This is a genomic window from Paracoccus sp. (in: a-proteobacteria) (genome assembly GCF_030536915.1).
Classification (GTDB): domain Bacteria; phylum Pseudomonadota; class Alphaproteobacteria; order Rhodobacterales; family Rhodobacteraceae; genus Paracoccus.
Window position 1 is genome coordinate 1 of record NZ_JAUNPC010000081.1, and the last position, 12,250, is coordinate 12,250.

The following is a 12,250-nucleotide window of genomic DNA, read 5'->3' on the forward strand; positions in this document are numbered from 1 at the left end:
AAGCCGAAGCCGCCGTGGAACTGGATGCAGGCGTTCGCGGCCTCCCAGCTTGCTTTCGCGGCGAGGTATTTGGCCATGTTCGCCTCGGCCCCGCAGGGCTGGTCGGCGTCGTAAAGCTGACAGGCCTTGAAGCGCATGAGGTTGGCGGCCTCGACCTCGATATAGGCCTCGGCGATGGGGAACTGGACGCCCTGGTTCTGGCCGATGGGACGGCCGAAGACGGTGCGCTCGTTGACGTAACTCACGACGCGGTCGGTGAACCAGTAGCCATCGCCGATGCATTCGGCGGCGATCAGCACCCGCTCGGCGTTGAGGCCCGAGAGCAGGTGCTTGAAGCCCTGTCCTTCGGTGCCGATCAGGTTCTCGGCCGGGATTTCGAGGTTGTCGAAGAACAGTTCGTTGGTTTCGTGGTTGACCATGTTGGCGATGGGCTTGACGGTCAGCCCGCCGCTGGCCTGCGCTTCCTTCACATCGACGATGAAGATCGACATGCCTTCGGAGGGCTTCCGGGCCTGCTCGATGGGGGTGGTGCGGGCCAGCAGGATCATCAGGTCGGAATGCTGGACGCGGCTGATCCAGACCTTCTGGCCGTTGACGATGTAGCGGTCGCCCTGCTTCACGGCATGGGTCTTGATCTTGGTCGTGTCCGATCCGGTCGTGGGTTCGGTCACGCCCATGGATTGCAGCCGCAGGTCGCCGGCGGCGATGGGCGGCAGGTAGCGGCGCTTCTGTTCCTCGGACCCGTGCTTGATGAGGGTGTTGATCACGTACATCTGCCCGTGGCAGGCGCCGGAGTTGCCGCCCGAGCGGTTGATCTCCTCCATGATGACGGAGGCTTCGGCGAGGCCTAGGCCCGAGCCGCCGTATTCCTCGGGGATCAGCGCGGCCATCCAGCCGGCGCGGGTCAGGGCGTCCACGAATTCCTCGGGGTAGCCGCGTTCCTCGTCGATGCGGCGGTGGTAGTCGTCGGGGAACTGCGCGCAAAGGGCGCGCACCGCGTCGCGGATGTCCTGATACTGGTCCGGCCTGTCGATCATCGGGCGCCCCTTTCGCTGTCGCGGAATGGCGGGAAACTGCCCCGAGACGCGCGATAAGGCAAATAGATGATCTGTCTGTCCGCTATATCGTAAACTTATGGCTCGAAGGACCGGCGCGGGAAAGCGCCGGTCCGGGTGCCTCATTCCTTCGCGGTCTTCGGCACCGGCCGGGGCGGCGTGCCGTAGAGCCGGGGATCGACCGGGTCCAGCAACCCATCATCGCTCGACATCGGCTGCGGTGAGGCGAGATATTCGAAGCTTCCCTTGCCGTCGGGCGAGGTGCCCGCCGCCCAGCGCCCTTCGCTGCTTTCGGTGCCTTCCGAGCAGTTCCAGAACTGGTAGCTGACGCGGCTGTCCTCGAGATCCTGCGGGGAGTTCGAGGGCACAGGCGTTTCCTCGAGCCCGTCGGCGCGAAGTTCCTCGATGGCGGCGGGCCACTGGTTCATGCCGGCCACGATCACGTCCTCGATCTGGCTGCCGCCCAGCACCGCGCCCACGAGGCTGTTGCGGGCCGCCGCCTCCTGCGCCTTGACCGGAGAGTTTTCCAGCAGGCGGACGATCATGGTGGCGGGCATCTCGACATGGGTGATCTCCGCTGTCCACGATCATGTCCTTGTATTTCTGCGGACCGTGGCAGTTCCAGCCTTGGAACAGGCAGGTCATCATCTCGCCCCACTGCCCGCCGAGCGGTTCCTGCAGCATCTTGGCGAAGACGGGGTCGGGACGCTCGGGCTTGGCGTCGATCTGAAGGTGCCTGATGCGGAAGAACATCCAGGACTTCTTGTGTTGGTGTCGTCCGGCGACAGCAGCGGGCCATGCAGGACCGCCCGGCGCGCCAGGGTGCCGCCGGGGCTTCTTCGGGTCAGCTGCGGAAGTCGTGGCGCGTGACCTGCAGGCCCGGTCCGGGCGCGGGACCGGCGGCGGCAAGCGCCTGCCGCATCGCCTCGTCCCCGGCCTGGATGCGGCGGGCAAGGGCTGCGGGCGAATAGTCGAAGGCCTTGGCCCCGACCTCCCAGTCGCCGCCGTCATAGCCGAGGTGGTGGACCGCCACGGGGATGCCCGCGTCCTTCAGGGCCGCGCCGGCCTCGCGTTCCAGCCGCTCCAGCGTGTGGCGGGTCTGGGCCGCGAACATCAGGTCCTGCCCGCGGCGGGCAAGGGTGTCGGGGGACGTGGCGCGGCGGGCCTGCGGGGGCCAGAGATCCAGCGCCCAGCAGATCGTCGCGCGCCGGGGCGGGTCGCGAAACAGCGCGCCGAGGGGCAGGTTCGCCGACAGCCCCGGATCGACCAGCAGGCGGCCGTCGATCTCGACCGGCGGGAACAGAAGGGGCAGGGCGGCGCTGGCCATCAGGTGATCGACGGTCAGGCGGGTGTGGGCGCTGTCGAAGACCACGTCCTCGGCCGTTTCTTGGTCCAGCGCGTTGACGATCAGCCGCACGGGGCCGTCGTTCAGGTGATCGAAGTCGATCAGGTCCAAGAGCGTTTGGCGCATGGGCACCGTGGAATGCAGGTGGTCGTCGTCGGGGGCAAGAGGATGGGCGGCCCAGAGCCCCGGCAGGGTCGGGCGGAACAGCAGCGGCTGACCGCCCAGAAGCGCCCGCAGCGCCGCCATCTGCCGCATTCCCCGCAGGGGGCCGAGGACCGAGTTGTCCTGCGCACGGTCCCAGAAGGCCTCGATCCGCTCGGCCGCCGTTTGGGGCGGGCCACCCAGCCACAGCCCCGCCGTGACCGCCCCGATCGAGGCGCCGGCGACGCGGGACACGGGGATGTCCGCCTCGACCAGCGTCTGGATGGCGCCGAGGTGAAAGGCGCCCAAGGCGTTGCCGCCGGCAAGGCAGGCCCAGTGATCGGGGCGGGAGAGTTCGGCCATGTCGCGTTCCTGATCGTGAAGAGGTCGGGGGCATAATCCCCGGTGGGGTGAATGGTTCACCCCCCGCAGGCCGCGCGCCGGGAATCAGGGCAGCCCTGCGCCGGGCACATGACGAGTTCCCGGCGCATCCGCCGGGTTTTCACCCAGGTAGCAGAGAAGACCGGCCCGCCGGTTCCTTGCGGGCGGGCCGGCCCCGGACCTATTGCGCCGCCAGGTTCCGGGCCTGTTCCAGATGCTGCTGCAGCACCGGCAGGCTGTCGCGGGCATGGCCGATCAGCAGGTCGTTGTCGCCGTTTTCGACATAAGCGTCGTAAAGCGCGACGGCCGCCTCATGCGCGGCGACCTGGCCCTTAGCATAGGCGGCGTCGAAAGCGTCGCCCCCGGCGCCCTCGATGGCCGCCATTATCCCGGCATGGGGTTCGGCAAGTTCATCGGGGATTAGCAGCCCCTGGGTCGTCGCCATGGCCAGCAGGTCGCCGCTGTTGGCCGTATGGTCGCGGATCATCGTCTCGGCGAAGCCCCGGATGGCGTCGTCCTGCGAACGCTGCAGGGCGAGTTCGCTGGACCGGACCTCGAACAGCCCGCCGCTGGCGGCCCGGTTGACGAAATCCTGCGCGATGATCCCCTGCGCGCCGCCGGCGGTGACCTCCTGCGCGATGGCGGGGGCAAGGCCCGCCAGCGCGAGAACCGCGGAAAGGACAAGCGTTCTCATGGTCTTTCCTTCATGGAAGGGGCGGAATCACCGCTTGGCGGTGGGGTCGCCCGCCGCCGCGCGGTCGAGGAAGTCGCGGGTGGTGCCCGGCAGATGGGTGTTCAGCCAATCGGCCATGGCGATTTCCTCCTGCAGGTTCTGCTGGCAGACCTGCGCGATTTTCGTCTCGCCCAGATGCTCGGCCGCGGCGATCAGCGCGGTGTAGGAGGCGATCTCCATCTGCTCGAAGGTGTAGCTGACCAGCGAGCCTTTCATCACCTCGTCGCCGGCGAAGGCGCCGCCCACGGCCTGCGCGGTCGCCATCAGCTTGGCGCCCGTGTCCTTGAGGACCGAGGTGCCCTCGCCCAGACCGTCAAGGCATTCCTTGAGGCGGGCGGCCTGTCCCTGGGTTTCCCGGATATGCTGGCGGATGCGCTGTTCCAGGTCGGGGTAGTTGTCGATCCGCTCGGCCTGCGCGGTCAGCATGGCCTCGGCCTGTTCCTCCATGGCATGGGCGTCGCGCAGCCAGGTCACAAGCCAGCTTCGTGCGTCGTCGGTCATGTCCTTGGTCTCCTGTGTTGCTGGACCTTCCCGGTCCGGGATGCGGCCCCGGGCCGCAGGGGGCGGAGGGCGTCCCTCCGCCGGGGCGCGGCGGGATCACTCCTCGCCTTCGCCCTCGTCCTCGCCCTCGGCCTCGCGGTTCGCCTGTCCGGCGATTTGGCTCAGCAGTTCGTCGGCGCGCTTTTCCTCGTCGAGGCTTTCGTTCAGAAGCCCGGCGGCGTCCTGCAGGCCAAGCTGCTCGGCCCAGGTCCGCAGGGTGCCGTAGCGGGCGATCTCGTAATGCTCCATCGCCTGGGCGCCGGCGATCAGCACGGCATCGGCGGCGTCCGAGTCCTTGAACTCCTCCAGATCGTCCTCAAGCTCGGCCGACAGCCCCTGGATGCTTTCGCAGGTCTTGCCGCGGGCGGGCTTGCCGAGGATCTCGAACACCTGCTGCAGTCGCTCGATCTGGTTCTCGCTTTCCCCGGCGTGGTTCTGCAGCGCTTCGGCGAGTTCAGGGTTCTGCGCGGCCTTTGCGGCCTTCTTGAGCGCGCGGACCGAGGCGCGCTCGGCGAACAGCACGTCCTTCAGCCCGGCGTGGAAAGCGTCTTCAAGGGTCTTGGGGGTCGCCACGGCGATGTCCTTTCGGTCGGAAACGGATTGCCTTGGCAACGGACCTTCGGCCGAAAGGTTGCGGATGCGGGCCATGACATTTTTTGGTGCCCGCAGGGGGGAACCCCCGTCGCGGCTTTCCGATTGCATCCCGGTGATGCCGGGCGCGAGCGGCCCGGCCGCGGCGAAGGAGCGCGGGATGAAGACGCTGAAACCCTTGTCGGAACAGGTCATGGTGATCACCGGCGCGTCCAGCGGCATCGGGCTGGCGGTCGCGCGGATGGCGGCGGCCCGAGGCGCGCGGGTCGTGCTGGCCGCGCGTTCCGCCGCGGTGCTGGACGAGGTGGCGCGCGGGATCGAGGCCGAGGGCGGGCAGGCGCTGGCGGTGCCGACCGATGTCGCCGACCGGGCGCAGGTCGAGGCCTTGGCAGAGGCCGCCGTCGCGCGCTTCGGCCGCGTCGACACATGGATCAACGACGCGGGCGTGTCGATCTGGGGGCGGATCGACGACACGCCCGAGGCCGACATGCGCCAGTTGTTCGAGATCAACTTCTGGGGCGTCGTATACGGCAGCCTTGCCGCCCTGCCGCATCTGAAGGCCAGCAGGGGCGCGCTGATCAACCTGGGCAGCCTTGGGTCGGACTATGCCCTGCCGCTGCAGGGGATCTACTCGGCGTCCAAGCACGCGGTGAAGGGCTTCACCGACGCCCTGCGGGCCGAGTTGAAGCACGAGGGCGCGGGCGTGACCGTCACGCTGGTCAAGCCCGCCGGGATTGGCACGCCCTTGGCGCGGCACGCGCGCAACCATGTCGGGCGCGAGGCCAGGATTCCGCCGCCGATCTACAGCCCGCGCGAGGCCGCCCGCGTCATCCTGCGGGCCGCGACCCGCCCGATGCGGGACGCCTTCGTGGGCGGCGCGGGTCCGATGATGAGCGCAGGTGCCGCGCTGGCTCCGCGGCTGATGGATGCCATCGGCGCGACCGTGCTTTACGGCATCCAGCAGGGCAAGGGGCCGCCCCAGCCGGGCGACAACCTGCATGGCGGGCTGGCCGAGGGGCAGGAGCGCGACATGGCGGCCTCGCCCCTGGCCCGCCCGAGCCTTTATTCCCGCGCGACCAACAGTTCCGCCACGCCGCTGCTGGCATTGGGGGCCGCGCTGGGCGCCGTGGCACTGATGGGACGCCGGAGGTAAGGGGAAATGGCAGCGAGGCGGGGTCGATCCCGCGCAAACCGCACCGGGTTGATGCGGGACGGAAAAACAGCGCAGGCCCGCGTGAACCATTGGCCTCGCGCAGTTGTTACAGGGCGGTGACTCCTCAGCGAAAGGCCGACCCCCCCCTTGCGTGGCTTCATCATCAATCCGCCGGTCTTCATCGGCTCTGTCGCGATCATCGGCCTCTTCGTGGCGGTCGGCGTCTTCCTGCCCGGACAGGCGGAGGCCATCTTCTCGGGCGTGCAGAGCTGGACGCTGGCCTCCTTCGGCTGGCTCTACCTGCTGTCGGTGGCGGTCTTCCTGGGCGCGGTCGTCTTCTTCGCGGCAAGCCGCTATGGCAACATCCGGCTCGGCCCCGACGAATCCACCCCGGATTTCCCCTATCTGTCCTGGTGCGCGATGCTGTTTGCCGCGGGCATGGGCATCGGGCTGATGTATTTCGGCGTGGGCGAGCCGATGACGCATTACGCCGCCCCGCCCGACGCCGATCCGCTGACGGTCGCCGCCCAGCGGCAGGCGATGAGCATCACCTTCTTCCACTATGGCCTGCACGCCTGGGCGATCTATGCGGTCGTCGGCCTGTCGCTGGCCTATTTCGGCCACCGCTACAACCTGCCGCTGACGATCCGTTCCGGGCTTTACCCGCTGCTGAAGGAACGCATCAACGGCCCCATCGGCCATGCGGTGGACATCTTCGCGATCTGCGGGACGCTGTTCGGGGTCGCGACCTCGATGGGCTTCGGTGTGCTGCAGATCAACGCGGGGCTGGAACATCTTTTCGGCATTCCCAACAACGTCATGGTGCAGCTTGTGCTGATCGCGATCGTCACCACGGCGGCCACGATCTCGGTGGTGACGGGGGTGGACAAGGGCATCCGCATCCTCAGCGAACTGAACCTGATCTTCGCCATCCTGCTGATGATCTTCGTGCTGGCGGTGGGGCCGACGGGGCTGCTGATGCGCGACCTCGTGCAGAATGTCGGCTATTACCTCGACACCTTCCTGCTGCGGACCTTCAACATCTACGCCTATGAGCCGAAGCCCTGGATCGACGCCTGGACGCTGTTCTACTGGTCCTGGTGGATTTCCTGGTCGCCCTTCGTGGGGATGTTCATCGCCCGCATCTCGCGCGGGCGCACGGTGCGCGAATTCGTGGTGGCCGTGCTGTGCGTGCCGGTGGGCTTCACCTTCCTCTGGATGACGGTTTTCGGCAACACCGCGCTGTTTCTGGATACCACGGTCGCGGATGGGGCGCTGTCCACCGCCGTGGCCGCGGACATGTCGGTGGCGCTGTTCCAGTTCTTCGAATACCTGCCCTGGCCGGCAGTGACCTCGACCCTCGCGGTGGCGCTGATCGCGGTGTTTTTCGTGACCTCGTGCGATTCGGGTTCGCTGGTGGTGGACACCATCGCGGCCGGGGGTCGCACCGACACCTCTGCGCTGCAGCGGGTCTTCTGGTGCGCGCTGGAAGCCGTGGTCGCGGGGGTTCTGCTGCTGGCGGGAGGCTTGGGGGCGCTGCAGTCGGCGACCATCGCCTCGGCGCTGCCCTTCACGCTGATCATGCTGGTGCTGATCTGGGGGCTGGCCAAGGGGATGCGGGCGGACGTGGCGCAGCACCAGTTGGGCAAGTCCCTCTCCGCCCGCCGGGCCGAGCCCGCGACCGGGCCGTCTTGGGAACGGCGGCTGGCGATGATGCTGGACGCGCCGACCCAGGCCGATGCCGAGCATCACATCGTCCGGACCGTCGTTCCTGCGCTGCGCGAGGTTGCTGCCGAACTGACGCGGCGGGGCCTTGGCGCAAGCGTGTCCTTTGGCAATGGCGAGGATGCCGCGGTGCTGAAGGTGCCCTCGCCCAACAGCCGCGACTTCGTCTACGGGGTGCAGCCGGCCAGCCGCGCGGTTGCCGCCTTCACCATGCCCGAGGCGGCCGACCCCGAGATGCGCCATGAGGCGCGCACCTTCTTCAGCGACGGCAGCCAGGGCTATGACCTGATGGGCATGACCAAGGACCAGATCATCTCGGACGTGCTGGTGCAGTTCGAGCGCTACCTGCAGCTTGTCCGTCTGCCCGAAACCGCCCTGCTGGTCGGCGCCCCCGAACATGAACCCGAGGCGCCGCCCAAGGAAAAGGAATAGGTCAGGCGGCGATACGTTCCACCGTCAGGTTGCCGTTGGTATAGACGCAGATCTCCGCCGCGATGGCCATGGCGCGGCGGGCGACCTCCTCGGCGCCGAGGTCGCTTTCCATCAGCCCGCGCGCCGCGGCCAAGGCGAAGTTCCCGCCCGAGCCGATGGCGGCCACGTCATGTTCCGGTTCCAGCACGTCACCCGCGCCGGTCACGACATAGACCTGCGCCCCGTCGGTCACGATCAGCATGGCTTCGAGGTTGCGCAGGTACTTGTCGGTGCGCCAGTCCTTGGCCAGTTCCACGCAGGCCCGCTGCAACTGCCCCGGCGCGGATTCCAGCTTGCGCTCCAGCCGTTCAAGCAGGGTGAAGGCGTCGGCGGTGGAACCGGCGAAGCCCACCACCACGTCGCGCCCGCCGGGCGAGAGGCGGCGGACCTTGCGGGCCGTGCCCTTCATCACCGTCTGGCCGACGCTGACCTGCCCGTCGCCCGCGACGACGACCTCATTGCCGCGGCGCACCGCCAGGATCGTGGTCATGCTTTTTCCTCATCATTGGTCCTGCGGGGCCGAGATATGGGCAGGCGCGGGCTTCCGCAACGCGGGGGGCGCGATTAGACCTGCGGCATGGCCCCCACCCTTCGCGTTCATCTTCACGGCGGGATGCTGCGCAACGCCCGGGCCGGGACCTTCCCCGCCATGGCGGTGCTGGCCCGCGCGGTCGAGGCGCAGGGCTGGCGCGTCCTCTTCGAGCCTGCCTCGCCCCAAGCCCACCAGGCCGGGCCGCCGCCCGGCGACTACGCGCTGCTTCACATGAAGCAACCGCTGCATCCCCGGACCCTGACGCTGCGGCGCGCCTATCACTATCCTTTCTGGCGGATCGAGCAGGTGGCCGAACGCTGGCGCTTTGCCGTGGCGCAGGCGCGGTTCGATCCGGCCGAGGTCGATGGCGACGAAGCCGCCGGTTTTGTCCGCCGCCTGCGCCGGCGGGTGCTGCCGGGGCCGGAACCCCGGCGCGGCGACCGCATCCTGGTGCCGCTGCAGGGCCATCTTCGCCGCACGCGGTCCTTCCAGACCCTAAGCCCGGTCGAGATGCTGGACGCGGTCTGCGCCACCGGCCGCCCTGTCGTGGCGACCCTGCACCCGTCCGAGCGTTACGATGACGCGGACCATTCCGCGCTGGCGGTGCTGGCGCGCAGGCATCGCAACCTGACCTTGGGCGGCGACACCATGGCCCTGTTGCGCGACTGCGCCTTCGTCGCCACCCAGAACAGCGCCGTGGCCTTCGACGGCATGATCCTCGGCAAGCCCGCGGTGCTGTTCGCGCAGATCGACTTTCACCATGCGGCGCTGAACGTGGCCGAGATGGGACCTGAATCCGCGCTGGCTGCGGCCGAAACTGCCCCGCGCGATTTCGACCGCTATCTCTGGTGGTTTCTCAAGCTGCAGGCGATCGACGCGCAGGCCCCGGATGCAGGCGCGCGGATGCTGGCCGCGATGCGCCGCGGCGGCTGGCCGATCTGAGGGCTTGCGCCGCCCCGGCCCTGTCCGCAAAGTCCCCGACGAACGGAAAGGCGAGGGGCGTGCATGTCGGAACGGGTGGTCATCGTGGGCGCGGGGCAGGGCGGCCTGCAGGTCGCGGCGAGCCTCAGGCAGGATGGCTTTGCCGGCACCATCACCCTGATCGGGGACGAGCCGGGCCTGCCCTACCAGCGCCCGCCGCTTTCCAAGGCCTACATGAAGGACGGCGACGACAGCCGGCTGGCGCTGAAGCCCGCGTCCTTCTTCGAGACGGCCACAGTGGATTATCGCCCGCAGACCGTCGTCGCCGGCATCGACCGGCAGGCGGGCGAGGTGGTTCTGGACGGCGGCGCGCGGCTGGGCTTCGACCATCTGGTGCTGGCAACCGGCGCCCGCAACCTGCGTCCGCCCCTGACGGGGCTGGACCTGCCCGGCGTCCACGAGCTGCGCGGCCTTGCCGACGCGGCCCGCCTGCGTGCCGCCATGGCGGGGGCGAAGCGCGTGGCGGTGATCGGCGGCGGCTTCATCGGGCTGGAGTTCGCGGCCGTGGCCGCCGCCGCCGGCCTGCAGGTCACGGTGATCGAGGCCGCCGACCGCCTGATGTCCCGCGCGGTCACGCCGCCGATCTCGCAGCGCTTCCTCGACTTTCACCGGGATGCGGGGGTCGAGGTCCGCCTGTCCTCGCTGGGCCAAGGCATCACTGGCACCACGCGGGCCGAGGGCGTCGAGCTTGCCGGCGGCAGCACCGTTCCCGCCGACCTCGTCCTTCTCGCCGTCGGCGTCCGCCCGAACAGCGAGCTTGCCGCCGAGGCCGGCCTGCCCGTCGCCAACGGCATCGTCGTGGATGGCCACCTGCAGACCGGCGACCCTCGCATCTTCGCCATCGGCGACTGCGCCAGCTTCCCGTTGGGCGGCATCGCCACCCGGCTTGAATCGGTACAGGCCGCCGCCGACCACGCCCGCCATGTCGCCCGCACGATCACCGGGGCCGCGCAGCCGCCCTATGACGCGCTGCCGTGGTTCTGGTCGGACCAGGGTCCGCTCAAGCTGCAGATCGCCGGGCTTTCCACCGGCTGGGACGACACCCATGTCCTGACCGACGCGAGCGGTGCCGTGGACACCAGCTTCGTGTTCCGCGCGGGCCGGCTGATCGCGGTCGAGACGGTGAACCAGGCCGGCCGCCACATGGCCGCCCGCAAGCTCCTGCCCGGCGCGCCGCTGATGCGCGATGAGCTTGCCGCCGCAGACTGGGATCTGCGCGCCGTCCTGACCGCGGGGGGGTGAGGCCGCGTCGCGGAGGGCAAGCAGAAGGCGGCGGACTGTCGCTCGCCTGCCTCGCTGAAATCAGCCCATCGGCCTCGTCCAGCGCGGAAACGTTCATGGCGGCTGTGTCCTGATCCGCCTCCTCTCTGCGCGCTCGGGAACCACCGAGATATCCGGGCGAAGATGAACGGGGTCGCGCGGGTCCGGTTCGGCCGCCGGATCGGCCGATCAGTCCGCAAGCGCTGTCGGCGCCTGGCCCTCGGGCAGTTCCAGTTCGATCACCCACAGGTCGGGGTCGGTCGCGCGGCGACGGCGGGCAGCTGCTTCGATCTCCTGCGCCGTGCCCTCAAGCTGCATCACCCAGGGCCGCGAGTCGGTCATCGGATCATACTCCTGCCCCCACAGCTCGGCCCGGCCACCCGGCCGCACCACCGTCAGGCAGATCGCCCCCGCGGTATCGTCGCCGCGGTGGATCACATAGGCCCCGCGCCCCGCGAGGTCCGCGCGCCGCAGCAGCGCCGCGACCCGCAGCCCCGCGGTCAGCCGCGGCTCCATCAGTTCCCGTCGCGGAAATCGAGCCCCATCTCGGTATAGCGTTCGGCCTCGTCCAGCCAGTTCTCGCGCAGGGCCACGCGCAGGAACAGATGCACGGGACGGCCCATGAACTCGACCAGTTCCTCGCGCGCGGCGCGGCTGACGGCCTTGATCGTCTCGCCGCCCTTGCCCAGCACGATCCCCTTGTGGCCGGCGCGGCTGACATAGACCACTTGGTCGATCCGGGCAGAGCCGTCCTCGCGTTCCTGCCAATGCTCGGTTTCCACCGTCAGCTGGTAGGGGATTTCCTCATGCAGCCGCAGGGTCAGCTTCTCGCGCGTGATCTCGGCCGCGATCATCCGCATGGGCAGGTCGGCGATCTGGTCCTCGGGGTAGAGCCACGGACCTTCCGGCACCTCGGTCGCAAGCCAGGCGAGCAGGTCATCGGTCCCATGCCCGCGCTCGGCCGAGATCATGAAGGTGCGGACGAAGGAAAAGGCCTCGTTCATCTTCTGCGACAGCGCCAGCAGCTCCTCGGCCTTCACGCGGTCGATCTTGTTGATCGCCAGCGCCACCGGATGCCCGCCCGCCTTCTCGGAAAGCGCGTCGAGGATCGCCTGCACCCCGTCCGTCAACCCTCGATGCGCCTCGATCAGCAGGACGACGATATCCGCATCCGCCGCGCCGCCCCAAGCGGCCGCGACCATCGAGCGGTCGAGCCTGCGCCGCGGCCTGAAGATGCCGGGCGTGTCCACGAAGACGATCTGGCTTGCCCCGTGCATGGCGATGCCCCGGATGCGGGCGCGGGTCGTCTGCACCTTGTGGGTGACGATCGAGACCTTGGCCC

The 12,250-nt window shown here is 69.1% G+C and carries 13 protein-coding genes and 1 pseudogene; 4 read left to right on the forward strand and 10 right to left on the reverse strand.

Annotation, left to right across the window (positions count from 1 at the left end):
* The 7 genes and pseudogenes from Q4F04_RS12280 to Q4F04_RS12310 all read right to left on the reverse strand — a co-directional run.
* Nucleotides 1–1,037 (reverse strand): acyl-CoA dehydrogenase family protein (locus tag Q4F04_RS12280; RefSeq protein WP_303370110.1); only part of this gene is annotated, 1,037 nt, incomplete at its 3' end.
* Between the two features lie 140 nt (nt 1,038–1,177).
* Nucleotides 1,178–1,483 carry a manganese catalase family protein gene (locus Q4F04_RS12285; protein ID WP_303370122.1) on the reverse strand — a complete coding sequence of 102 codons (306 nt, stop codon included), beginning with the start codon at nt 1,481–1,483 and terminating at the stop codon, nt 1,178–1,180.
* 60 nt (nt 1,484–1,543) lie between these two features.
* Nucleotides 1,544–1,808 (reverse strand): annotated as a pseudogene (locus Q4F04_RS12290) (manganese catalase family protein); the annotation flags it as partial.
* A gap of 91 nt (nt 1,809–1,899) precedes the next feature.
* On the reverse strand, nt 1,900–2,904 hold the full coding sequence (locus Q4F04_RS12295) for a patatin-like phospholipase family protein (protein ID WP_303370111.1): 1,005 nt from the start codon (nt 2,902–2,904) through the stop codon (nt 1,900–1,902).
* Between the two features lie 199 nt (nt 2,905–3,103).
* Nucleotides 3,104–3,616: a DUF4142 domain-containing protein gene (locus tag Q4F04_RS12300; protein WP_303370112.1), complete on the reverse strand. Its 513-nt coding sequence runs from the start codon at nt 3,614–3,616 to the stop codon at nt 3,104–3,106.
* A gap of 27 nt (nt 3,617–3,643) precedes the next feature.
* A complete protein-coding gene (locus Q4F04_RS12305; protein ID WP_303370113.1) occupies nt 3,644–4,156 on the reverse strand; it encodes a ferritin-like domain-containing protein in 513 nt (170 codons plus the stop codon).
* Nucleotides 4,157–4,252: 96 nt separating this feature from the next.
* Entirely contained in the window at nt 4,253–4,768 is a 516-nt protein-coding gene (locus Q4F04_RS12310) for a ferritin-like domain-containing protein (RefSeq protein WP_303370114.1), read from the reverse strand.
* Nucleotides 4,769–4,946: 178 nt separating this feature from the next.
* On the opposite strand from Q4F04_RS12310, the gene Q4F04_RS12315 reads away from it, so the two are divergent.
* Nucleotides 4,947–5,939 (forward strand): SDR family oxidoreductase, encoded by a 993-nt coding sequence (locus Q4F04_RS12315; protein WP_303370115.1) that lies wholly within the window; start codon nt 4,947–4,949, stop codon nt 5,937–5,939.
* 147 nt (nt 5,940–6,086) lie between these two features.
* Nucleotides 6,087–8,096 carry a BCCT family transporter gene (locus Q4F04_RS12320; protein WP_303370116.1) on the forward strand — a complete coding sequence of 670 codons (2,010 nt, stop codon included), beginning with the start codon at nt 6,087–6,089 and terminating at the stop codon, nt 8,094–8,096.
* A 1-nt stretch (nt 8,097) separates the two neighbouring features.
* Here the strand turns inward: Q4F04_RS12320 and hslV are convergent, their stop codons facing one another.
* Nucleotides 8,098–8,625: an ATP-dependent protease subunit HslV gene (gene hslV / locus Q4F04_RS12325; protein WP_303370117.1), complete on the reverse strand. Its 528-nt coding sequence runs from the start codon at nt 8,623–8,625 to the stop codon at nt 8,098–8,100.
* Between the two features lie 87 nt (nt 8,626–8,712).
* Between hslV and Q4F04_RS12330 the strand changes: the two genes are divergently transcribed.
* Both Q4F04_RS12330 and Q4F04_RS12335 read left to right on the forward strand, forming a co-directional pair.
* Nucleotides 8,713–9,609, forward strand: coding sequence for a hypothetical protein (locus Q4F04_RS12330; RefSeq protein WP_303370118.1), 897 nt, complete (start codon nt 8,713–8,715; stop codon nt 9,607–9,609).
* Between the two features lie 63 nt (nt 9,610–9,672).
* The gene (locus tag Q4F04_RS12335; RefSeq protein ID WP_303370119.1) at nt 9,673–10,890 is read left to right on the forward strand and encodes an NAD(P)/FAD-dependent oxidoreductase; all 1,218 of its coding nucleotides are present in this window, start codon (nt 9,673–9,675) and stop codon (nt 10,888–10,890) included.
* A gap of 207 nt (nt 10,891–11,097) precedes the next feature.
* On the opposite strand, the gene Q4F04_RS12340 is transcribed toward Q4F04_RS12335, so the two are convergent.
* Nucleotides 11,098–11,424: a DUF1491 family protein gene (locus tag Q4F04_RS12340; protein WP_303370120.1), complete on the reverse strand. Its 327-nt coding sequence runs from the start codon at nt 11,422–11,424 to the stop codon at nt 11,098–11,100.
* The coding region (gene era, locus Q4F04_RS12345; RefSeq protein WP_303370121.1) for a GTPase Era at nt 11,424–12,250 on the reverse strand (827 nt) is incomplete at its 5' end. The genes Q4F04_RS12340 and era, both read right to left, overlap by 1 nt.

Excerpts from the sequence above, each read along its gene's own strand:
- Q4F04_RS12285 (WP_303370122.1), bottom strand. The coding sequence starts at position 1,483 with ATGAACCAGTGGCCCGCCGCCATCGAGGAACTTCGCGCCGACGGGCTC.
- Q4F04_RS12315 (WP_303370115.1), top strand. The coding sequence starts at position 4,947 with ATGAAGACGCTGAAACCCTTGTCGGAACAGGTCATGGTGATCACCGGC.
- hslV (WP_303370117.1), bottom strand. The coding sequence starts at position 8,625 with ATGACCACGATCCTGGCGGTGCGCCGCGGCAATGAGGTCGTCGTCGCG.
- Q4F04_RS12330 (WP_303370118.1), top strand. The coding sequence starts at position 8,713 with ATGGCCCCCACCCTTCGCGTTCATCTTCACGGCGGGATGCTGCGCAAC.
- Q4F04_RS12295 (WP_303370111.1), bottom strand. The coding sequence starts at position 2,904 with ATGGCCGAACTCTCCCGCCCCGATCACTGGGCCTGCCTTGCCGGCGGC.
- Q4F04_RS12340 (WP_303370120.1), bottom strand. The coding sequence starts at position 11,424 with ATGGAGCCGCGGCTGACCGCGGGGCTGCGGGTCGCGGCGCTGCTGCGG.
- Q4F04_RS12335 (WP_303370119.1), top strand. The coding sequence starts at position 9,673 with ATGTCGGAACGGGTGGTCATCGTGGGCGCGGGGCAGGGCGGCCTGCAG.
- Q4F04_RS12300 (WP_303370112.1), bottom strand. The coding sequence starts at position 3,616 with ATGAGAACGCTTGTCCTTTCCGCGGTTCTCGCGCTGGCGGGCCTTGCC.
- Q4F04_RS12305 (WP_303370113.1), bottom strand. The coding sequence starts at position 4,156 with ATGACCGACGACGCACGAAGCTGGCTTGTGACCTGGCTGCGCGACGCC.